The 23,731-nt window shown below is 35.1% G+C and carries 19 protein-coding genes, 1 pseudogene and 1 riboswitch; of the genes and pseudogenes, 11 read left to right on the top strand and 9 right to left on the bottom strand.

Annotation, left to right across the window (positions count from 1 at the left end):
• Positions 1–8: 8 nt before the first annotated feature.
• Positions 9–1,184, bottom strand: a complete 1,176-nt coding sequence (locus ACQCPR_RS08395; RefSeq protein WP_093494744.1) for an ABC transporter substrate-binding protein — start codon at positions 1,182–1,184, stop codon at positions 9–11.
• Between the two features lie 432 nt (positions 1,185–1,616).
• Between ACQCPR_RS08395 and pepF the strand changes: the two genes are divergently transcribed.
• Positions 1,617–3,431, top strand: a complete 1,815-nt coding sequence (gene pepF / locus ACQCPR_RS08390; protein ID WP_427138746.1) for an oligoendopeptidase F — start codon at positions 1,617–1,619, stop codon at positions 3,429–3,431.
• Between the two features lie 1,025 nt (positions 3,432–4,456).
• Here the strand turns inward: pepF and ACQCPR_RS08385 are convergent.
• Positions 4,457–5,938 carry a DHA2 family efflux MFS transporter permease subunit gene (locus tag ACQCPR_RS08385; protein WP_090561538.1) on the bottom strand — a complete coding sequence of 494 codons (1,482 nt, stop codon included), beginning with the start codon at positions 5,936–5,938 and terminating at the stop codon, positions 4,457–4,459.
• 182 nt (positions 5,939–6,120) lie between these two features.
• Here ACQCPR_RS08385 and ACQCPR_RS08380 point away from each other — a divergent pair, with 182 nt between their 5' ends.
• Entirely contained in the window at positions 6,121–6,990 is an 870-nt protein-coding gene (locus ACQCPR_RS08380) for a TetR/AcrR family transcriptional regulator (RefSeq protein WP_090561540.1), read from the top strand.
• A 13-nt stretch (positions 6,991–7,003) separates the two neighbouring features.
• Positions 7,004–7,282: a hypothetical protein gene (locus ACQCPR_RS08375; RefSeq protein WP_090561543.1), complete on the top strand. Its 279-nt coding sequence runs from the start codon at positions 7,004–7,006 to the stop codon at positions 7,280–7,282.
• 59 nt (positions 7,283–7,341) lie between these two features.
• Here ACQCPR_RS08375 and ACQCPR_RS08370 read toward each other — a convergent pair whose 3' ends face one another.
• Positions 7,342–9,444: an RNA degradosome polyphosphate kinase gene (locus ACQCPR_RS08370; RefSeq protein WP_427138745.1), complete on the bottom strand. Its 2,103-nt coding sequence runs from the start codon at positions 9,442–9,444 to the stop codon at positions 7,342–7,344.
• A complete protein-coding gene (locus tag ACQCPR_RS08365; RefSeq protein WP_427138744.1) occupies positions 9,441–10,994 on the bottom strand; it encodes a Ppx/GppA family phosphatase in 1,554 nt (517 codons plus the stop codon). Before ACQCPR_RS08365 ends, ACQCPR_RS08370 begins: the two co-directional genes overlap by 4 nt.
• 203 nt (positions 10,995–11,197) lie before the next feature.
• Here ACQCPR_RS08365 and ACQCPR_RS08360 point away from each other — a divergent pair, with 203 nt between their 5' ends.
• On the top strand, positions 11,198–12,478 hold the full coding sequence (locus ACQCPR_RS08360; RefSeq protein WP_241600348.1) for an MFS transporter: 1,281 nt from the start codon (positions 11,198–11,200) through the stop codon (positions 12,476–12,478).
• Between the two features lie 45 nt (positions 12,479–12,523).
• Here ACQCPR_RS08360 and ACQCPR_RS08355 read toward each other — a convergent pair whose 3' ends face one another.
• The 4 genes and pseudogenes from ACQCPR_RS08355 to ACQCPR_RS08340 form a co-directional block, all read right to left on the bottom strand.
• Positions 12,524–13,192: a phospholipid phosphatase gene (locus tag ACQCPR_RS08355; RefSeq protein WP_427138743.1), complete on the bottom strand. Its 669-nt coding sequence runs from the start codon at positions 13,190–13,192 to the stop codon at positions 12,524–12,526.
• A gap of 471 nt (positions 13,193–13,663) precedes the next feature.
• Positions 13,664–14,074: pseudogene (locus ACQCPR_RS08350) on the bottom strand (VOC family protein).
• A gap of 265 nt (positions 14,075–14,339) precedes the next feature.
• The gene (locus ACQCPR_RS08345) at positions 14,340–14,819 is read right to left on the bottom strand and encodes a PaaI family thioesterase (protein WP_090561554.1); all 480 of its coding nucleotides are present in this window, start codon (positions 14,817–14,819) and stop codon (positions 14,340–14,342) included.
• 69 nt (positions 14,820–14,888) lie between these two features.
• Positions 14,889–15,665 carry a carbon-nitrogen family hydrolase gene (locus ACQCPR_RS08340; protein ID WP_090561556.1) on the bottom strand — a complete coding sequence of 259 codons (777 nt, stop codon included), beginning with the start codon at positions 15,663–15,665 and terminating at the stop codon, positions 14,889–14,891.
• Positions 15,666–15,750: 85 nt separating this feature from the next.
• On the opposite strand from ACQCPR_RS08340, the gene ACQCPR_RS08335 reads away from it, so the two are divergent.
• Entirely contained in the window at positions 15,751–16,914 is a 1,164-nt protein-coding gene (locus ACQCPR_RS08335) for a pyridoxal phosphate-dependent aminotransferase (protein WP_427138742.1), read from the top strand.
• A gap of 34 nt (positions 16,915–16,948) precedes the next feature.
• Here the strand turns inward: ACQCPR_RS08335 and ACQCPR_RS08330 are convergent, their stop codons facing one another.
• Positions 16,949–17,455: a PPC domain-containing DNA-binding protein gene (locus ACQCPR_RS08330; protein WP_427138741.1), complete on the bottom strand. Its 507-nt coding sequence runs from the start codon at positions 17,453–17,455 to the stop codon at positions 16,949–16,951.
• Between the two features lie 153 nt (positions 17,456–17,608).
• A riboswitch (SAM riboswitch) is annotated at positions 17,609–17,724 on the top strand.
• Between the two features lie 93 nt (positions 17,725–17,817).
• Here ACQCPR_RS08330 and ACQCPR_RS08325 point away from each other — a divergent pair.
• The 6 genes from ACQCPR_RS08325 to ACQCPR_RS08300 are packed head-to-tail and all read left to right on the top strand — an operon-like array spanning position 17,818 to position 23,547.
• Positions 17,818–18,639, top strand: a complete 822-nt coding sequence (locus ACQCPR_RS08325) for a MetQ/NlpA family ABC transporter substrate-binding protein (protein ID WP_241600306.1) — start codon at positions 17,818–17,820, stop codon at positions 18,637–18,639.
• A 57-nt stretch (positions 18,640–18,696) separates the two neighbouring features.
• The gene (locus ACQCPR_RS08320) at positions 18,697–19,722 is read left to right on the top strand and encodes a methionine ABC transporter ATP-binding protein (RefSeq protein ID WP_427138740.1); all 1,026 of its coding nucleotides are present in this window, start codon (positions 18,697–18,699) and stop codon (positions 19,720–19,722) included.
• On the top strand, positions 19,715–20,386 hold the full coding sequence (locus tag ACQCPR_RS08315) for a methionine ABC transporter permease (RefSeq protein WP_093494733.1): 672 nt from the start codon (positions 19,715–19,717) through the stop codon (positions 20,384–20,386). The genes ACQCPR_RS08320 and ACQCPR_RS08315 overlap by 8 nt, the downstream gene beginning before the upstream one ends.
• A gap of 14 nt (positions 20,387–20,400) precedes the next feature.
• The gene (locus ACQCPR_RS08310) at positions 20,401–21,177 is read left to right on the top strand and encodes an enoyl-CoA hydratase/isomerase family protein (RefSeq protein ID WP_427138739.1); all 777 of its coding nucleotides are present in this window, start codon (positions 20,401–20,403) and stop codon (positions 21,175–21,177) included.
• A 12-nt stretch (positions 21,178–21,189) separates the two neighbouring features.
• Complete coding sequence (locus ACQCPR_RS08305) at positions 21,190–22,326, top strand: alpha-hydroxy-acid oxidizing protein (RefSeq protein ID WP_427138738.1); 1,137 nt, start codon at positions 21,190–21,192, stop codon at positions 22,324–22,326.
• 27 nt (positions 22,327–22,353) lie between these two features.
• The gene (locus tag ACQCPR_RS08300; protein ID WP_427138737.1) at positions 22,354–23,547 is read left to right on the top strand and encodes a CaiB/BaiF CoA transferase family protein; all 1,194 of its coding nucleotides are present in this window, start codon (positions 22,354–22,356) and stop codon (positions 23,545–23,547) included.
• Positions 23,548–23,731 lie beyond the last annotated feature (184 nt).

Here is a 23,731-nt window from a genome sequence, read left to right as displayed (position 1 = left end):
TAAGAATCTTAAGGATTAACTTTCGTTTTAAATACTTGTGCACCATCAACATATTCAATAATTACAGCTGATTTGATTGGATGATGATTTTCATCAACCGAATATAAACCAGTTACTAATTCCAATTGATCAGTAGCTTCTATTGCTTCTTTAATTTTCGTACCGTCAGTTGAACCAGCACGTTCAATCGCGTCTTTTAATAGATAAACCGTATCATATCCAAGTGCATTGAATGAGTTAGGGTCTTTTCCATACTTTTCTTTAAACTTTTCAGAGAAATCCTTCGCTTTACCGTCTGGATCTTCAGATGAAAAAGCAGTAATTATGAATGAATTATTCAAAGCATCTGCTCCAGCTAAGTCAACAAGTGTAGGTGAATCCCAACCATCAGCACCCATTAATGGAACAGTAATTCCTAATTCACGTGCTTGCTTAACAATAAGACCCACTTCTTCATAGTATCCTGGGATAAAGATAAATTCCGGATTAGAAGATTTAATATTTGTTAAGGTTGAACGGAAGTCAGTATCTTTAGCAACATAAGATTCTTCTGCAACGATTTTACCTCCAGCTGCTTCAAAATCTTTAATAAACGAAGCAGCAAGACCTTTTGCGTAATCACTCGCATTGTCAGCATACACTGCAGCAGTTTTAACTTTTAACTCATTAGCAGCGAAATTTGCTGCTACTGTTCCTTGGAATGGATCGATAAACGCTGTACGGAATGTGAATGGATTAACCTTTCCATCATCTCCTACAGTAACTGTTGTACTTGTTCCTGAAGGAGAAATCATTGGTGTTTTTGTGTCTGTTGCAATTTGAACTTGAGCAACGGAGTTACCACTAGTTGCAGCGCCTATAATAGCTGTTACTTTGTCTTGACTTGTTAATTTAATAGCAGCATTTGTCGCTTCAGCTGCATCAGATTTATTGTCTACTTTGATAAGTTCGATTTTTTTCCCGTCAATACCTCCAGCATCATTGATTTCCTCAACAGCTAAATCAATTGCATCTGCTTCTGATGTACCATAAGATGCCGTCGCTCCAGAAAGCTCAAGATTTGCTCCAATTTTAATCGTGTCTCCGCCTTCTGAACTACTTCCTTCTTCCGCTCCGCACCCTGCTAAGATCCCGATCAATAAAGAAGATGACAGGAAAAGTGAAGCAAATTTCGATTTCTTCATAAAATAACCCCCATTTTGTTTGATAATTCTGAATTTATAAGTTATACTACTTGCCCTTCTCTTTTTAGCAAGCATAAACTCAAAATCTATCATTTTGTAAGAACAACCCTATTGTAAAACAAACTTTTAATTCAGTCTACACTAATTTTTCGGTATTATTAGAAAATTTATAATATTACACCAGTATAATATTTATTTACAGTCGATAAGTCCTTATACAATAAGGATTTATAGGAAAAATTCCCCTTATGACATTCCCACTATTTACATAAAATAATTTTTATTTAAGATTATGCAATATATTTTATTATTTATACTAATATTTCTTACAATTAATCAAATTCTATGAAATAATTAATTGTTTTTACTTTTCTATTAACTTTATATATACTATTGAATAGTTCGAAATCCGTAATAATAAGGAGAGATAAAATGGTAAAAGAAATGCCGAGTCGTGATCAAGTAAAAGTAGAAGAAACGTGGAATTTAGTTGATTTATTTAAAACTGAAGACGATTTTGAAGTTGCATTAAAAGAAATCGAAGTTTCTTCATCAGAGTTTAACAAACGTTTTAAGGGGTCCATCCAAATCGCTTCTGATGTTGGTGAAGCACTTCACGAATATACGAAATTATATGAAAAAATTGTACCAGCTGGAGCATTTGCTAGCCTTTCCTTAAGTACAGATCAAACAAATACAGACGCTCAGATGAGAGCAAGTAAATTTGGTTCTCTTTCCGCAAAAGTTAGCAGTCAATTATCGTTTTTAAATAGTGAGTTAGTGGAATTACCTGATAATATAATTGAAGAAGCAATTTCTAAATTCCCTCCCCATCAGCTTTACTTAGAAAAGTTATTAAAGAAGAAAAAGTATCAATTACATCCAGAAGTAGAAAAAACACTTGCTGCCTACTCTGCTTCGTTTGGTGCTCCTTATAAATTATATGATACGACTAAAATGCTCGATATTTCGTTTGATAACTTTGAGGTAAATGGTCAAGAGTATCCTCTTAGCTATGTGTCATTTGAAAATGACTGGGAAGCCGAATCAGATCCAGAAAAAAGAAGAGCAGCCTTTGATGCATTTTCCAAAAAATTAAGAGAATATCAGCATACAACAGCTAAAACCTATGATATGCACTTGCAAATGGAAAAAACAACTTCAGATTTACGAGGTTATAGCTCTATATACGATTACTTATTATTCAACCAAGACGTGGACCGTTCCTTATATAATAGACAAATTGATTTAATTTCTAAAGAACTTGCACCTCATATGCGTAGGTATGCAAAATTACTTCAAAAAGAACATGGGTTGGACAAAATGACGTTCGCGGATTTAAAAGTATCTTTAGATCCTGAGTTTGAACCTAAGATTTCTGTGGCAGAGTCAAAAAAATATATAGATGATGCTCTTTCAGTTATGGGTGAAGAATATATAGATATGGTCAACCGCGCTTATGATGAACGCTGGATTGATTTCCCCCAAAATGTCGGAAAATCAACTGGCGCTTTTTGTTCTAGTCCATACGGAAGTCACCCTTATATTCTAATTTCATGGTCTAGTCGGATGAATGAAGTGTTTGTTCTTGCACATGAATTAGGTCATGCTGGTCACTTCTATTATGCAAATAAAGAGCAGAACATCTTTAACGCTCGCCCTTCTCTTTATTTCATCGAAGCTCCTTCCACAATGAATGAAATGCTAGTGGCCAACCATTTACTGAAGAATTCGGATGATCTTAAATTTAAACGATGGGTGATTTCTTCTATAGTAGCTCGAACGTATTATCATAATTTTGTAACTCATCTATTGGAGGCAGCATATCAGCGTAAGGTTTATGACCGTATTGATAAAGGCTTAAATGTTAATGCACAAATTCTAAACGATTATAAACGCACTGTATTAGAAGAATTCTGGGGAGATACGGTAGAAATTACAGAGGGAGCCGAACTCACTTGGATGCGCCAACCACATTATTATATGGGTTTATACCCGTACACATATAGCGCAGGATTAACTATCTCCACTCAGGTATCTAAGCGAATATTGAAGGAAGGTCAGACTGCAGTAGATGAATGGACGGAAGTATTGAAAGCTGGTGGTACCAAATCACCGGTAGAACTAGCACAAATGGCTGGTGTTGATATTACAACTGATGAGCCTTTAAAAGATACAATTGCTTATATTGGTTCGTTGATAGATGAGTTAGAATCGTTAACAGAAGAAATAAATCATAACGCCTAAGAAAAAACGGTCAAAAGACGCCCGGTCCTTTAAGATCTAACCTGTTTCTAAAGTTTTCGATGTGCTTTGGACAGCAGTTTTGAAATATTATTACCGAGTGAATTTTTAGTGATATTGGTAGTGACGTCCGTCGCAACCAATATCACTTTTTTTTGCAATCTTATGGTGTTTGCCTGTCCCTCACCCTCCTGCACCTCCTAGAAACAGGTAAGTGCGTTTTTGGATAACTAGAGATAAGTTACTTTCCAATAAATAGAGTAAGCCCTCGAAGATACAATTTTGTTGGCTATTTTACCTCTTTTTTAGTAAACACTTACTATTTCACTTATTAGTAAAATAAAATCTACTTCCGTCCTCTATTATTGGGTAGACTTATTTCTAATTCAAATCGATTACAAATCATTTATTACTCTCTAAAATTCTACCTAACCTTATCATCTTGGCCATAAGCTCTGCGGAAGTACTACACACTAATGGATTGTAGTGGAAGGTGGCGACTCCAGCAGGATCAGTGAGACAGATGAAACATCACAACGTACCCGAAGGGGCGGTGATGGTTCATCGCTCACCCTGCGGAACGCGTCCACCTGGAACGAAAATCGCTGTACTATCCCTAGCATAAAACAAAATATGCTTCCTTCTCTATCATTGGATAAACTTATTCTTAATACAAAAGCGATTACAAAAAATTTATCACTCGCTAAAATTCAACCCAATCTTATCATCTAAGCGATAAACTATGCAGAAGTACTACACACTAAGGGATTGTAGTGGAAGGTGGCGACTCCAGCAGGATCAGTGAGACAGTTGAAACATCACAACGTACCCGAAGGGGCGGTGATGGTTCATCGCTCACCCTGCGGAACGCGTCCACCTGGAACGAAAATCGCTGTACTATCCCTAGCATAAAACAAAATATGCTTCCTTCTCTATCATTGGATTAACTTATTTTTTATTCAATAACATTACAAATTATTTTCCTAAACACAAAAAAAGCACTTGCTTACGCAAGCGCTTTTCCATGTTTATTTTACGTTAGTTGGTTTTTTAGAAACATCCACTCTTTTTACAAATAGCGATAATACTAATGCAAGAACCGTAACAAGCGTAGCAATAAAGAAAGTGAAATTAATCCCTTCTAACATTGCTTGACCACTAATTTGCAATTTAAATTGCTCTAATGCATCTGCAGCTGTTGGAACATTCCCTGCTTTCGCTGCCTCCGCAAACAAACTAGCTCCTTTGGATTCCATTCTTGCATTCATAATTGTGATAAATATTGCAGAACCTATAGCACCCGATACTTGTTGTAACGTATTATTGACAGCAGTTCCGTGCGGGTTCATCTTCATTGGCAATTCATTAAGACCATTTGTCATGATAGGCATCATTACCATAGACATACCAAACATTCGTATTGTGTAAACAATCATGATGTAGTAATAATCTGAGTCAGCCGCTAAATTACTCATCATATATGTCGCGATCGCTGTTATTGTTAACCCGATAATTGCTAACGAACGAGCACCGTATTTATCAAACAACTTCCCTGTAACTGGAGACATTAACCCCATAGCTAAAGCACCTGGAAGCATTAATAGACCAGAATCTAAGGGTGAAATACCTCGAATTGTTTGCACATACAGTGGGGTTAGAATCATACCTGAAAACATTGCAGCTGAAACAACTACAGAAATAACGGATGACAAAGCAAACATTGGGTACTTGTAAATACGTAAATCTAACAATGGTTCATCTAGTTTTAATTGTCTAAGTACAAAAATTACTAGAGCAATTACTCCAATTGCAATCGTACTATATACAATTGGTGCATCCCAGCCTTTATCTCCAGCTGTACTAAATCCATATAGAAGACCACCAAAACCTATGGTCGATAAACCTAAAGAGAAAACATCTAGTTTCATATCTTTGTTCGGAGTAATATTTTTTAGTTTAAAAATGGATAGTAACAATACTATAACAGCCAATGGTAATATTAGCTCAAACAATACTCTCCAAGTATAATGCTCAATGATGAAACCAGACAATGTGGGTCCGATAGCTGGAGCCATAATCATTACTAAACCGAATAACCCCATCGCTGTCCCTCTTCGTTCAATAGGGAATGCAGTTAACATAACATTCATTAGTAATGGCATCATTACCGCTGAGCCCGCTGCTTGAATCATACGAGCTAAAATTAGCACCCAAAACTCTGGTGCGATAGCTGCTAATAATGTACCCAATGAAAATAATGACATTGCAGTAATAAATAATTTTCTATTTGAGAACTTAGTTACAAAATACGCACTTGCCGGTATTAATATACCGTTTATAAGCATATATCCAGTTGTTAACCATTGAACAACAGAAGCTTTGACTGCAAACTCTGTCATAATAGTAGGTAAAGCTACGTTTAATAACGTATTATTTAAAAAAGCTATGAATGCCCCTACAAAAAGGATTGCAATCATGGCATATGGTGGTTTTTGTTGCGTTTCGTTCATTCTTTTTTTTCCTCCTAATATTTCGGAACTATAATTGCACGAGTTGTACACTACTTTGAACATTTTATACCCTTGGTCCAAAAAATGCAATAACGAAAAACGCTTACATTTAAAATTCATTGATTTAACAGCTATTATTTTGTATTATATTATTTAGACTTGTAGTATAAAGGTGTGTGAATATGAAGAATAGGAAGCATCAAGTATTATTGACAGCTCAAAAATTATTTATAGAAAAAGGTTTTGCAGCCACTTCTGTTCAAGACATTATAAATGAGAGTAAAATATCGAAAGGTACATTTTATAATTATTTTTCATCAAAGAATGAATGTATTATTTCTATTATAGATAACGCTAAGGAAGAAACTGTTCTTAAACGTAGAGAATTATTAATTCATCAAGACATATCCAATAAAGATATACTTATAAAACAATTAATAGTACGCATGGAAGTATACAAAGAACGAAATTTGGTTCCCATCTTCTTGGTCATCTTCCACTCTCAAGATTCAGAGCTGAGGGATATTATTAAGAATAATCATTACGAAGAAGTAAAATGGTTATCCAAACGAATAGTTGATATTTATGGGGCAAAATCAAGGAAATATTCAGTAGATAGTGCAATTTTGTTATTGGGAATGATTCAACAGATGCAGCACCCTTGGACTGTTAAGTCTAAAGAGGTTTCTTCTATTGAATTAGTAAATTATGTTATGAATCGATTGGATTCATTAATGACAGATTTAGTAGAGTCTGATGAAGTTATTATAGACACATTTGTTTTTAATCACTTTTATGATGAAGTACGAATTACCAAAGATCATGTAATTCAGCTAATTCAAACATTTAAAGAAACAAATTTAAAAGAGTTGAAGGCACAAGAAATTGAGTTAATAAACTTTATTATAGAGGAACTAAAAAGCAACCATCCTAGGAAATTTCTACTGGAAACTGTAGTAAATAGCTTCTCAAATACAATGATTAATACTGCTCAATCAATAGAAATAAAAGAAATATCCTCGAATATATGGCAAGTAATCGATTCTCTATAACTGGAGGTATAAAATGAAAAATAAAGTAATTGAACAATATGAAGCAGATGAAAATATGATGATACAAATCTATGTACAATGGTGTGTTAATCATGATATTAATCCCGTAGATCTTTATAGTAGAGCATACCCTAACCAAGCTTCAAATGAGGTTATTTTAGAACTAATGGACAGCACAGAGAAAAATTCTACCTTAATAGACATAGGGACCGTTTTATATGTACTTCAATTATTTGGAAATGACGATCTTGCTTTTGTAGTTTCAGAAGTGGAAAAAAGTAATTTACATTAATAAATACAAATAATTCTTTCAAAATAAAGGAGCTGAACCAATGGATTCAGCTCCTTTACCTATTCTTCTGGTATATACTTTAGTGACCTTTCTAACAAAATTTGCTGACTATCTAATTTGCATTCAGTTTTGTCTTTATAATGATATTTGCCACTTTGATCTTGGAATCTGGCTTTAACAGTATCTCGCAATTCTAAATCTAGAATTTCCATCACTCTCTTTTTTATAGGAGGAGATAAAACAGGAAATAATATCTCTACACGTTTCACCATATTTCGAGTCATCATATCCGCTGAGGAAAGGTATAATTTAGAATCACCATTTCGATGGAACCAATAAATTCTAGAGTGCTCTAAAAATCTACCGACAATACTCGACACTGTTATATTTTCACTTACTCCTGGGATTTTGGGTAGTAAACAACATGTACCCCTTACTATTAGATCCACTTTTACTCCCACAGATGAAGCTTCGTAAAGCTTCAATATCAAATCTTTATCTGTAAGAGAATTCATCTTTAGTTTAATGTGACCGTTATGAAATGCCTGATGGCACGCAATTTCTTCATCTATCAAACTAATAAATTTATCTCGTATATCATATGGCGAAACGACTAATTTATCATAATTTGGTTTATCCGTATATCCGCTAAGAAAATTAAAAAATTGCGTTGCATCTGAACCAATTTTTTTATCTGCCGTAATAATTCCCATATCAGTATACGTTCTCGCAGTTTGGTCATTATAATTTCCTATCCCAAGATGGACATATTGTTCGATTCTGTTATTCCTTCTTCGAACAACTAACGTTATTTTGGAATGAGTTTTTAAATTATGCATCCCGTAAATTACGAGACAGCCTGCTTTCTCTAACTCTTTTGCCCACTGCACGTTATTTTCCTCATCAAAACGAGCTTTTAACTCAACCAATACGGTTACCTGTTTTCCGTTCTCAGCAGCACGCTTTAAAGCTAGTATAACAGGAGAATTCCCACTAACTCGGTACAAGGTTTGCTTAATAGCCAAAACAGATGGGTCTTCAGCTGCTTTTTCGATAAAATCTATTATTGGTTGAAAGGATTCATAAGGATGATGAAAAAACAAATCTTGCTTTTGAACTTTCGCAAAAATTTCCTCATCACTTGATATATCTAATGGAGGTTGCGGTATAAAAGGTTCATAGAATAAATTTATATACTTCCCTTCAAAAGTTTTAATAAAGGAAAATAGGAAAGTCACATCTAATGGACCATCTAATTTATAAACATCTTCTGGTATAATTTCTAACTCATCCAGTAAAAAGTTTAACAGTTTCGGTTTGATTTCACTTACTTTTACTTCTAATCTGCTTACCGCTCCCCACTTACGCTTTTTCAACTCTTTTTCAATTTCAATTAGTAAATCCCGAGCTCCCTCTTCATGAATTGTTAAATCAGCATTACGGGTAATTCTGAAGGGGTTTGCATGTTTCACATGATACCCGTGAAATAGATTGGAAATATGTTCAACGATGACATCCTCTAAAAGAACAGCCACGAACGAACCATCCTCTGTCGAAACTTGGATAAACCGTTTTAAAACCGACGGCACCTGAACTATAGCAATCTTATTTTGTTCGGTGTTTGCATCTTGGCTGTCTTCTATCATCACTAAAATATTCATTGTTTTACTTAATAAAATTGGAAATGGTCGATATGTATCAACTGCAATTGGTGTTAAAACTGGAAAAATTTCTTCCTCAAACAGTTTCTGTAATTCCTGTTTTTGAGGAATTGATAATTCAGCATACTTGACTAAAGAAATACCATGCATAGGAAGTTGTTCTTCAATCAGCTCTTTATAAATTTTCATTTGTCTGCTTACTAATTCTTTCGTAATTAAAGCTATTTGATTTAACTGCTCTTTTGGTGTTAATCCTGCTTTATTTTCAGGTTTATTGAATCCAGCTCTAACCTGATCCTGTAAACCTGCTACACGTACCATAAAAAACTCATCTAAATTGGAACTAAAAATAGCTAAAAATTTCAATCGTTCCAACAGGGGATTCGTTTCATCTTCAGCTTCCTCTAGTACTCGCTCATTAAATGCGAGCCAGCTTATTTCTCTATTATTATAATAGGCATAGTTGTTAAAAGGATGTTTTTGTACCGCTCCGTCATTCATTCCTGAATTTCCTCCATGTCTACAAACTTCAACTTAACTTCCATATCAACTATTTTTTCAAGATGTCTTTTTAATTTTTCCGCTTGGTATTGTTCTAACATGTATTTTTCAGAAACTAAAAATATAAATTCGATAGTATTTGCAGCAGTTTTTGTGAGGAATACATCTTTTATAGGAGATTTTCCTAGTACATTTATTCCTTTTATAAAGCGAATTAATGCTCCAACATCTCGAAGCTTTTTACTTTCCATAGTACTAATAATATGTTGATAGGGTTCAATATATTGTTTAAATGTACCCTTATTTTTATATGAGGCAATTAAGGCAATTTTTAAACGATCTTCATTAGATATACCATCTATTGTTAAGTTGGTTATAATATGGAAAGTTTGCTGACTATACGCATCTTGCTCAATTTCCTTACCAATATGAAATAGTTGGAATGCATGGAGAAGTAACTTCTTATTGTGAAGTGGTGCTATATAACCCCACTGCATGAATTTATCATATATAGAAGAAAAAATTCCAAACAAATGAAGTGATTCATTTTCATTCATATTAAACTTTCCTAACACATGACGGATAGCGTTCTTAGTCACATCATTTACTTTAAAATCATCAGGAGATTGATCGATAAGATGAGCTAAAATAATTCCTTCCCGTAAACCCTTTTTGCTATAAATAAAAGCTGAACTTTTTACTACCTCCATAAATATCCGAAAGGTTTCTAGTGCAGGCACAATAATATCCGCTCGATCTGCGGAAAAACCGTCTAATTTCTTTAAACGTTCGAAGGGAAATTGAGCAAATTCATAGCTAATCTCCTGTAAATCCGATGCACTTAACTCATATTGATGTATCCCATGTAGTGCAAAGTTCTTGCGTTGCTGATCCACCTGCGCTAAATTTCGTGCACTACCGCCGATAGCAACCACAGGTGCTTGTAAGTTATGTAACCAAGGTAATCCTTGAAATTGTTCCCACACATAAGCAATAAGATTTTCCTTTTCTTCCAATGTAATTGAACTACCCTGTATAAATTTCTTTTTTAAAGAGACAGCTCCGAAAGGAAAACTGTGTGAAAATTTTATCTTTTTGTTTTCAAAATATGTAACTTCCGTACTTCCTCCACCCATATCTATCGTTACACCTGTAGTTATATTAGTTGAATGAATAACAGCTAAATAACCATAATAAGCTTCCTGTTCTCCAGATAATAAAGAAATTTGAATCCCCGTCTGTTTCTGGGCCTTAAGTAAGACCATTTCACAATTGTTTGCTTCTCTAATAGCAGCTGTAGCTGCTGCAAACACGTTCGTCACAGAGATATCGTTTAATATGTCCTTAAATTTCAATAAATTTTCGATTAAAATATGTATACCTTCAGAACTTAAGTTTCCTTCTTCATCAATATGCATACTTAATCGTGCTACAGTTTTAATATTAAGTTGCTCTATTAAACCCTTGTCTCTACTATAGCTAATTACCACTAAGCGGATGGAATTGGACCCAATGTCTATTATTGCTTTCTGCTCATTTTTAGTTTCCATATTTTCTACTCCTTCATATATAGTTTATTCCTAATATCACCCGTCGAATGTTAAAAGTATGTAAATTTTGATTGGAAGGTGACAATGTTCATGTAATTATTTTGAACTTTCTTTGTAAAATTTAGGTTATTTTTCTGAATTATTCTACTAAGCCTGTTTTGTTTGATGTACAATAATTTATAACAATGATTGGAGGGATGAATATATTGAAAAAATTCACAAAAGAAGAGAATAGTTGGTCTCTTTATGATTGGGGCTCTTCCGCCTATTCAATCATCATTACTACAGCTGTTTTCCCTATCTTTTATAAAGAATCTGCTACAGCAGGCGGGGTAAATGCAGCAGATTCCACAGCTTACCTTGGATATACGATTGCAATTTTCACTTTTATATTAGCCATGATAGGCCCAATTCTAGGAACAATCGCAGACTATCGTGGGATGAAAAAAAAGTTTTTTACTTTTTTCTTTGTATTAGGTGTTACGTTTACTACAATGCTAGCATTCGTACCTTTTGATAATTGGCTATTATTATTAATCTTTTATACACTTGCAGCACTTGGTGCAACAGGAGCGAATGTCTTCTACGATGGCTTTATCGTAGATGTAACTAATAATGAACGTATGCATAAAGTATCTTCACGTGGATATAGTTTTGGCTATATTGGGTCCACTATTCCCTTTTTACTTAGTATCATTATTATTTTGCTAGCCGGAAAGGAAATTATTCCTATTTCAACAACGAATGCTAGCCGACTAGCATTCGTTATAACAGCAGCTTGGTGGGTAATATTCTCTATTCCGATGTTCAAAAACGTGAAACAAATTCACTTTGTCGAAAAAGAAGGAAATATCATCTTAGAAAGTTTCAAACGATTAGGAAATACCTTTAAAGAAATACGTCAATACCGGGCTCTTTTTTTGTTTTTACTTGCTTACTTTTTTTATATTGATGGCGTAGGTACTATCATCTCCATGTCTACAGCATATGGTTCTGATTTAGGTTTGGAATCTACCAGTTTGCTTATAGTTTTATTTGCCACACAAGTTGTTGCTGCACCATTTGCTATACTATATGGAAAATTAGCTACTAAATTTTCTGAAAAGAAAATGCTTTATGTTGGAATAATAGTTTATATAATTATATGTACATATGCATTTTTCTTAGATACTATTGTAGATTTCTGGATTTTAGCAATGCTCGTAGCTACTTCTCAAGGCGGTATTCAAGCGCTAAGTAGATCCTACTTTGGTAAATTAGTTCCAAAAGAGAATTCAAACGAGTTTTTTGGATTTTATAATATTTTCGGAAAGTTTGCCTCTATCATTGGACCATTACTAGTAGGAATCACTGCCCAGTTAACCGGGAACTCAGCATATGGGGTATTTAGTCTAGTAATCTTGTTCATCATCGGATTTATCATTTTAACAAAAGTTCCAGAACCGAAAGAAGCAGTTCCTGTCGATCAAATTGTAAAAGCATGAATTTTTTAAGACATACTAAAATTTAGTATGTCTTTTATATTGAAACTATCTAACATTTAGCTCATTTGTTATAAGACGTCTCTTAGTCCATATCAAAGTAAATATCAAAAATAATTCAAATGCGTTCGTCACTGCTCCACTTTCTACATTTATAGGTATTGCACTTCCAAAAGTCATAACTACGGCACCTATAAAGAAAACTGGCCATTTCGTTTTTTTCCACAAGATTGCACTTGCTACAATGAGAATGATAGTAACTAATAACACCATTACAGGGGGACCAGTTGATTCTTTAACATTTGAATAGCTTATAACCCCGTATTCTTTCACTACTTCAATGTCTAATCCAACAACCTCTTTAGAAAATTCTAATATCATTAAACCAATCGTATATATAATACCTGAAATAAATAACCACTTTTTCTTTGCCCATTTGATACCACTTTCCTGCAATGTCCCTAAAGAATACATAACAAGTAATGGTGTGATTAAAGCATGTAAGCAAAAACGAGAAAAGTTTAAGCTTTCCAATAACTCCCCTTCTCCAATCCACTTTCCTGTAGCAAGTATTGCGTTATCATAGATCAATGGTAGGATCACTAAATAGATGACACTTGTCCATTTTGCTAAATCCTGCTTTCTTATGCCATATACCCCCCAAATTAATAGCGCAGTATATAAAACTACATAAAGAAAATATAATAATGTATCCATTAAAATCAACCTCCTATTCCTTTCATTCCCAAATTTTGAGTGTTTTAATCTTAAGGAAAAGCTTGATAATAAATAGAAAATCAAATGAAACGTACTTAATTTCGAACTATTTATTTCAATTTCATAATGAATTGATTATCAGTAAATTACGTGCCCCATTTAAATAATTCATCTTTAAATAAACAATAGGATGGCCGACCAACTATGGTACCGTTGAGCCCGTTGTTAGTCTAACTCCAACGTCCACGGCACATCACAGACTGGCGCACTCTATACGAGGAGCACTCCTGAGTGATTAATCCTACTCTGATTATGTCACCAGTCATTTTTATTATGTAATTTTATAGATATTGAAAGCTTTTTAATTTTAACTCTGTTCCTCAAGAACTTCATAATTTACGACAAAAAAGCTAACACCATGTGCTAGCTTCCTCAATCGTATAATGTAAGTTACTTTGTCTTTAGGATAAATTAATTCATTGAACTTTCATCCATGAAAAAAAGCTCCCAAAGATGCCCGTCAATATCCTCAAAACTCCACCCATACATAAAACCATGGTCTTGTGGTTCCATTGAAGGTTTTCCACCTGCTTCTAAAGCCTTGTTTACAATCTCTACGACTTTTTCTTTACTTTCAACAGATAATGCCAATATTGCTTAGTTACTTGTTGTAGAATCGGAGATTTCTTTTTTCGTAAAAGTCTTAAAATGTTCTTCAACTAACAACATAGCAAATATATTATCATTAATAATCATGCTTGCTGCAAGCTCATTGGTAAACTGAGCATTGAATTCAAACCCCAATTTAGAGAAAAACGCCTTAGACTTATTTAAATCTTTTACTGCTAAATTTACGAATATCTTATCAGCCTGAAACCCCATGTTACTCACCTCTACTATAGTATTGTCATTTACTTTATAATTCTCTATTCCACAAATGAATTCCTTCCAAGAATAAAAATATTTTATAGAATCCGTAATGCGACATAAGTGGCTAGCTTTTCTTCTTCAATTAATCTGCTGTGGTTGTTAAAGTGAATATTTCAATACCACCTCACGGAAAATCAACACTTTCTTTTTAACATAGCCAAAATAAAAAAGAACCTGCTAATAAAAACAATTTGTTTATTAGCAGGTTCTATATAATTTATTGTTTCCCAAAAGATGCAGGCATTAGAACAGCGATCACTTCACCACGAGCGCAGAGAACTTCTCCTGCAAATACTTCTGTAGTAACTTTGAATTTTTTAGGATGAATTTCTTCTACATGGCCAATTGCTTTTAGAACAATTTTCTGCGGAGTTGGTTTTAGGAAATCTACATGCAAGGAACCAGTAACAAAGCGAGGTGGTGTTTCTCCACTACCTGGTTCAAATCCATTCTTTCGATGTAGAGCAAGCGATGCAGAACCTGTACCATGACAGTCGACTAATGCCCCAATTAGCCCGCCATATACGAAACCAGGTATCGCTATATGCTCTTCCTTCGGTTCATAAATAGTTACTGTTTGCTCTCCATCCCATACTGTACGAAAGTGATGCCCTTCTTTGTTCATTCTCCCACAACCATAACACCAAGCAAAATCCTCCGGGTACTCATCTTGAATCGCGCGAATTATTTCTACCATTTTAATTCCCCCTTTAGAAAACCATACAAAAAAGCTATCTGTACGTCAATACAGATAGCACTATATCTTTTAATATAGGTCCACTCTACGGTCTTTAAAAACCGGAATCCTTTTTCTTACTTCTTCCACATCATCCATGTTTACATCTACTAAACCTATTGTTTCTTCATCAGCTCCAACCCAAAGAACCTCGCCCCATGGTGCGATTACCATCGAATTTCCGTTAAATGAATTGTTAGGATCTTCTCCGACCCGGTTTACTGCAACGATGAAACATTGATTTTCAATCGCCCGAGCTTGTAATAATATTTTCCAATGATCAACTCTAGTAGCCGGCCATTGAGCAGGTACAAAAATAATTTTCGCTCCTGCCAATGAATGGGCACGGAACCACTCTGGAAAACGTAAATCATAACAGATAACGCCCCCCATTTCGACATCATTCAGCGTGAAGATATTTTTGCTTGTTCCTGCCTCTAAGTATAGATGCTCATCCATTAATTTAAACAAATGCGCTTTATCATATTCAGCAATCAGCTCTCCAATATTATTTACTACGTACATCGTATTAAAGAAATGGTTGTTTTTTTGGGTTGAAACGGAGCCTCCAATAATATGAATATGTAACTCACTAGCTAACCGAGTTAGGAGATTTCTAGTTTCTTCTCCGTTTACATCAGCTGTTACATCAAGTTTTGTTAAGTCATAACCAGTATTCCACATTTCAGGCAGTACGACGATTTCTGCATTTAACATCGCTGCTTTCCGAATCTTTTCTTCTACTTTTCTAAAATTTTCTTTTGGGTTACCAAAAGCTATATTTAATTGGACACATGCAATTCTCATTTTTGACACCCCTATAGACATAATAATAAAAAGGTTATAAGATTTGACTAACAAATGCAACTTATTAGAAAACGAGGTTACGAACATGGAATTTTCAAACCGTTTAAAAAATCTACCTTCACAGTTTTTTGCTACACTAGTAAAAAAAGTTGGAGACGCAGTTTTAGAAGGTAGAGATGTGATTAATCTTGGACAAGGTAATCCTGATCAGCCTACTCCTGAGCATATTGTACAAGCACTGCAGGAAGCGGCAGCCAATCCATTAAACCACAAGTATAGTCCATTTCGTGGAACTGGAGAATTTAAAAAAGCGGCAGCCAATTTCTATAAACGAGAATATAATGTTGACATTGACCCTGAAACTGAAGTAGCGATATTATTTGGCACTAAAATTGGCTTAGTAGAGCTCCCGTTGGCACTGATGAATGAAAATGATTTAATGCTACTTCCTGACCCAGGCTATCCTGATTATTTATCTGGGGTAGGACTTGCTAATGTAGCGTTTGACACGATGCCATTACTCAAGGAAAATAATTTCCTTCCTGATTACAGTTCCTTAACAGAGGAGCAAAAACAAAAAGCTAAACTTATGTACTTAAACTATCCAAATAACCCCACTGGCGCTATCGCTAATTTAGAATTTTTCCAAGAAACTGTTTCGTTGGCAAAAGAAAAGGACATTGCCATTGTCCATGATTTTGCATATGGTGGAATAGGTTTTGATGGAGAGAAGCCAATTAGTTTCTTACAAGCTGATGGTGCAAAAGACGTAGGTATTGAAATGTACACATTGTCCAAAACGTATAATATGGCTGGCTGGAGAGTTGGTTTTGCTGTTGGGAACGCTAAAATTATTGAAGCTATAAATATAATTCAAGACCACTTATTTGTTAGTCTCTTCCCTGCCATACAGGATGCTGCAACGGTTGCACTCAATGATAGTCAAGAATGTGTAAAGGAATTAGTGGATTTATATGAGGGCAGACGAAATGCTCTTATTGAATCTTGTAACAGTATTGGTTGGCAGGTGAATGCACCAAAAGGTTCCTTTTTCGCATGGTTACCTGTTCCCGATAATTTTACAAGTGAAGCTTTTGCAGATTTACTTTTGAACGAAGCCGATGTAGCAGTTGCTGCTGGCAATGGGTTTGGTGGATACGGCGAAGGGTATGTTCGCGTGGGTTTATTAGTAGATGAAGATCGATTAAGAGAAGCAATTACACGCATTGGAAAGCTTAGTTTATTTTAAAAAATTGCAGCCCTTTAATGTAGGGCTGCAATTTTCATTTATTTAGCTGATTAGGTTTTTCTTTATTTGTTTCTACAGGATAAAACTGATTAGCTCCAGTTTCTTCGTCAAACTGTCTCTTAAACTCCATATCAACAGTTTCTGCCAACACTAGGTCTACTGTAATAACAGGATTTTCACCTTTAATAAAATGACCACCAAAAATTTTGCCATTTTGGTCACATATTGTACCGTGGAAATGCGTTTCAAATTGATCATCTCTTTGGCATACAACTCCTGTACCCTGCAAGAACTCAATTGGCCCCTCTTTCACCACAAGATTATTGTATCCTACACCTATAGGGGAATCTTCATTTGGTACTAAATACACAAATCCACATCTTTGAAAACTACCAAAACAACTAAGAATTGTAGCTGATTGAATTCCATTTACTTTACACAATTCCTCTATCCCTTCCAGCAGATCAGTTCCATAAATTAAACGTGCGCTCACTATCTTCCCTAGCTGCCCTACAGCATAATTTGCTCTAATTTTTGACAACGCTTACACACTCCCTATGTATAATTATTTATTGTTATTAAACATAAACTAATTCGAATGATATATGCAACTATAAAAAAAGTCTGTTGACTTTAATAATTTGATGTAGTAAATTATATTTTATGAACTGTTGGAAAACTTAATAGCTGATATCTCTTATCAAGAGTAGCTGAGGGACTGGCCCGATGAAGCTCGGCAACCATCCATATATTTTTTGTATATGGAAAGGTGCTAAATCCTGCAAAACATTTTGTTTTGATAGATAAGAGAGGACAAACGTATGTATGCGCCTCTCTTTCTACTGGAAGAGAGGCTTTTTATATTTATACAACGTTCTTAATAATTATTCGGAGGAATGACAAATGAAAAAGATTGGATTTTTATTATCAACGGTATTATTAACTGGAACTCTTGCAGCTTGTGGGTCTGACGCTGCGTCAGAAGCTAAAGCAATCAATGAAGACAAAATAGTAGTAGGAGTAACTGCCGGACCACATGAACAAATTGTAGAAGTAGCTGCAGAAGTAGCAGCTAAAGATGGTTTAGAAGTAGAACTTAAAGTATTCTCTGATTATATTCTACCTAACACTGCATTATCAGAAGGTGATTTAGATGCGAATAGCTATCAACACGAACCTTTCCTAGACACGTTTAACGAGGATCACAGTACTGACTTAGTACCAGTAGGAAAAACAATTTTAAATCCAATGGGTGTATATTCAGAAAAATACAAGTCAATTGATGATCTACCAGACGGTGCAACTTTTGGTTTGCCAAATGATCCAACGAATGGCGCGCGTGCACTATACATTTTAGAAGAACATGGCTACATCAAAATTAAAGAAGACAAAAGAGAAACAGCTAGTATTTATGACATTGAAGAAAATCCAAAAAACTTGGAATTTATTGAACTAGAAGCTGCTCAAATACCAAAACAATTAAGTGAAGTAGATGCAGCTGCCATTAATACAAACTTTGCACTTGAAGCAGGAATTAGCCCAAAAGAGGATTCTATATTATTAGAGTCTTCTAACTCACCTTATGTAAACTTTGTTGTTGTTCGTGCGGAAAATAAAGATGATCCAACGATTCAAAAATTTGTAAAAGCATATCAATCGGAAGAAGTACGAAAGTTTATCGAAGAAGAGTTTAAAGGTTCTGTATTAGCTAGCTGGGACGAATAATGGACTTGAAAACGTTACCGACTTCGGTAGCGTTTTCTTTAGAAAGGAAGATAGTAAATGATTGAGTTAGAAAATGTATCGAAAGAATTTAAAAGCAAGAGTGGAATAGTAAAGGCAGTAAACCAAGTAAATATTCAGGTTAATAAAGGAGAAATTCATGGAGTCATTGGATATAGCGGTGCTGGTAAAAGTACACTGATTCGATGCGTAAATTTACTCGAACAGCCAACGGAAGGCAAAGTTTTTATTAACGGTGTTGAACTTACTTCCCTTCCCCTCCCTAAATTGCGTGAAACCCGCAATAAAATTGGTATGATATTTCAAGGATTTAATCTATTAAAAACAGCAACTGTTTATGATAATATCGCCATTCCACTTAAGCTACTTGGATATAATAAAGCGCAAGTAAAAAAACGAGTGGATCAATATTTAGAAATAGTTGGATTAACTGACAAGCATACAAACTATCCAAACCAGTTATCTGGTGGCCAAAAGCAGCGTGTCGCAATAGCCCGTGCACTAGCGCAGGAACCCGAAGTATTGCTTAGTGATGAAGCAACAAGCGCACTGGATCCGGAAACTACTGATTCCATATTAGATTTGCTTCTAAAGATAAATCGAGAATTAGGTATTACTATACTTTTAATCACGCATGAAATGAATGTCATTCAAAAAATTTGTGATCATGTGTATGTCATGGAAAATGGAGAAATTGTTGAACAAAATACAGCTATTAATCTATTTACTAAACCTACACACCCTACTACTAAAAAGTTTTTAAATACAATAAGTCAGCGTAATTTATCCACTTCTTTAATTTCTCAGCTAAATGTTACGGGTGCAGTCACTCGCTTAACATTTGTCGGGGACAGCACTGGAAAACCTTTATTAGCTGAAGTAAGTCAAAAATTTAATGTCAAACCGAACATATTAACTGCCAATATTATCGAACTTAAAAATGGCATTGTCGGAAATATAGTGGTCCATTTAATTGGCGACAAGGACCAGGTTAGAAATGCTATACACTATTTAGATTCTCAAGGTGTAGCAACGGAAGAACTGGAGGGACAGTCTCATGAGTAGAATCGATCAATTTATAGAACAATGGCTACCGATTATTGGTGAGTCTGTTGTACAAACATTTCAAATGGTGGGTATCTCCCTATTTTTCTCAGTATTAATCGGGATTCCATTAGGTATTTTAATCGTCCTGACCAGACCTGGCCAGGCATTAGAAAACAAATTTATATATCAAATCACTAATTTAATCATAAATATTGTACGTTCTGTTCCCTTTATCATTTTACTATTTTTCATAATTCCTTTTACAAGATTAATAGTTGGAACAACTATTGGAGTTCAAGGCGTTATCGTGCCATTAGTAATTTATACAGCTCCATATATTGCTAGACTAATGGAATCTGCTCTTTTGGAAGTGGAAAATGGTGTCATAGAGGCATATACTGCTATGGGTATTAGTACACGCGCAATCATTTGGAATGTTTTACTTCGAGAAGCTCGTCCTTCTATTGTTTTAGGATTAACCATTTCAACTGTCAGCTTAATCGGTGCTACAGCAATGGCAGGTATGGTTGGTGCAGGTGGTTTAGGTGACTTGGCATATCGTTTCGGACATTTACGTTATGAAGTTGATGTAATGTATGCGACAGTAGTAATTTTAATCATCCTAGTACAAAGTATTCAATCTATCGGAAATCGTATTGCTGCAAATATTAAAAAAGACTAGCAGGAGGCGAACTTATGACGAATCTTTTATATGTTGAACGTAGTGGATCAATCGCAACACTTGTATTTAACCGAGTGGATAAGAAAAACTCTTTCTCCCTAGCTATGTTCAAAAAGCTCGGTGAAATATTAAATGATTTAGAGAATGATCAGCAAGTTAAATTGTTAATCCTTAAAGGTGCGGATGAAACTGCTTTCTCCTCTGGTGCAGATATTACAGAGTTTTTAAAAAATCGTTTCTCTGCCCAAAAAGCAAAGGATTATAATGATGCAACACTTGAATCAATTGAAAAATTATATCGTTTCCCCAAACCTACTATTGCCCTTATTAAGACATTAGCCATTGGGGGTGGATTAGAACTTGCTAATTCCTGTGACTTCCGATTCGCATCTTCTGGTAGTAAGCTTGGCATAACCGCTGCAAACATCGGCATTATTTATAACCTAGTAAGTACAAAACGGTTAGTTAACCTTATCGGAATTACAAAAACAAAGGAATTATTGTATACTGCAAAACTAATTACAGCAGAAGAAGGAAAAGAAATTGGCTTAGTTGACTATATTTATCCGATGGAAGAGATAGAGGAAAAGTGTCATGAGTTCGCTCATCAAATTATCCGTAAGTCTTCCGTTGCCAATAACGGTATTAAACAAGTAATTCAAGCAATTATTGATGGTGATAATGAAGAAACAAAACAAATTGAAGAACTTATCTTAGATTCTTTCAGCTCCGATGACTATAAAGAAGGCATCCAAGCATTCTTAGAAAAAAGAAAACCAAATTTTACATAAGAGGTGTTTCATATGTCCACGAATGATCTATTATTAAAAAATATTGGAGCAAACTCCCATTATCCTATTAACTTTGCAGAATTAGAAGAAGGAGCAAAACAAATATTAGAACCCGGCCCATTCGGATACATTCGTTCCTCTGCTGGTGGTGAAGAAACATATAAAAAAAATACAGAATCTTTTTTTAAGTATTCTATCATCCCGCGTTTTTTAACGGATGTATCTACTTTAAATACAGAAGTCACGATTCTAGGCTATACATATCCCCACCCCCTTCTCATTGCTCCCGTCGGGGTGAATAAAATTGCACATGAAGATGGCGAATTAGCGGTATCCAAAGCTGCAGCAAAATTCGGATTTTCTTATATTCAAAGTACGGTATCCAGCTATTCTATTGAAGAAATTGCTGCAGAAACAAATGGTAGTTCTAAATGGTTCCAATTATATTGGTCTTCTCAAAATAAAGAAGTTTCCTTTAGTATGGTAAAAAGAGCAGAAGCAGCGGGCTATGAAGCAATTGTATTAACAATAGATACTACGATGCTTGGTTGGCGAGAGGAAGATATTCGCAATCAATACTCTCCATTGAAACGCGGATTCGGACAAGGAAATTATGCATCAGATCCAGTATTCATGGCTTCACTTAGCGATCATTCTCAAGAGACTATCGTAAATAATATTTTAGAAAATATCTACCACCCTACTTTAAATTGGATGAATATTTCTGAGTTACGCGAGCATACAACTCTACCAATCCTAATAAAAGGAATACTTCACCCAGAGGACGCTAAACTTGCTGTTGAAAAAGGGATGGATGGAATAATCGTCTCGAATCATGGAGGACGCCAATTAGATGGTGTTATTGCTAGCATTGATGCCCTCCCAGAAGTCATCCGAGTTGTAAACGGGAGAATTCCTGTTTTATTTGATAGTGGAATTCGAAGAGGATCAGATGCAGTAAAGGCTTTAGCACTTGGAGCCACTGCAGTATGTATTGGTCGCCCCGTCATATGGGGATTAGCTACTGGTGGCCAAATTGGTGTGGAACGTGTATTAGAGAACTTCCTACAGGAGTTTAGAGTTTCGATTTCGTTAAGTGGTGCTCGTAATTTAGAGGAAGTAAAAAATCTTCAGCTCTTAAAAGATTAACGGAAAATATAAGGTGGTAGATAGACGATGGAACAAGCATTAAAAGGTATGAAGGTACTTGATTTATCGCAGGTTCTCGCTGGACCCTATTGCACAATGGTTTTAGCGGATATGGGTGCTGAAGTTATTAAAGTGGAAAAATTTCCAAGTGGTGACGACACTAGAAGTATGGGACCATATATAAACGAAGAAAGCTATATGTATATGATGGTAAATCGTAACAAACGCGGGATATGTCTTAATTTAAAAACAAAACAAGGACTAGAAGTATTATATAGACTTATTAAAAATGCGGATGTTTTTATCGAAAATTATCGACCAGGTGTTACGAAGAAACTTGGAATTGATTATGATACGCTGAAAGCTATAAACCCGGCGTTGATATATTGTTCTATTTCCGGCTATGGCCAAACAGGACCATATAAAGACAAAGGTGGCTATGATATTATGGCTCAAGGACTTTCAGGGCTGATTGATATGACTGGAGAAAAAGCTGGAAAACCTGTCAAAGTAGGCATTGCAATACACGACATTGCAGCTGCACAAACCGCCATCCAATCTATTTTATCCGCCTATATTTTTCGGTTAAAAAAAGGTGCTGGACAATATATCGACGTCTCCCTAGTAGATTCTGGTCTTGCATGGACTGTGTGGGAAGCTGCAGCATATTTTGGCAAAGGTGAAGTACCACAAAGAAATGGTACAGCACATCGTGTTTCTGCTCCATATCAAGGCTATAAAACACAAGATGGATTTATACTTATTGGAGCAGGAAATCAGAAACTGTGGGAAAAATTTTGTTTACACGTCGTCCATAAACCGGAATGGCTCACGGACGAACGATTTTTAACAAATAGTATTCGAGCAAAAAATGCTAGCGAACTTGAAATAGAAATAGAGGAAGTTTTAAGCGAACACCCCTCCTCCTACTGGCTAGATTTACTAGATTCAAGTGGCGTCCCTTCTGGACCTATCTATTCGTATGACCAAACATTGAATGATGAACATATTCTATCAAGAGAAATGATAGTAGATTATGTACATCCGATAGCAGGTCCAATGAAAACACTAGGTTTTCCAGCTAAATTTTCCGAGACACCAGGACAATTCAGAACTGCAGCTCCCCTACTTGGTCAGCATAACAAAGAAATACTTTCGGAGCTTGGATACACAGAAGATGAAGTACAATTATTAATATCCGCTAAAGTTATGAATGAGTAATTGTTGTAATGGGTCGTTGTAGTGCTTTTATTGGCTATGCGTTATAGTTTAAGGGCTATCAAGCATTTTTTATAGTCTATATACAAATATTTATGGGTAATAATAAGGTTTTCTATGTTGTGGGAGTCGTTTATGGGCTATTTCCAATACTTTATGGGCTCTACAAGCAAAAAGACCGATTGCG

The sequence above is a fragment of the Psychrobacillus psychrodurans genome, from assembly GCF_050209195.1.
GTDB lineage: Bacteria > Bacillota > Bacilli > Bacillales_A > Planococcaceae > Psychrobacillus > Psychrobacillus psychrodurans.
This window is presented reverse-complemented; position numbering and strand designations above follow the sequence as displayed.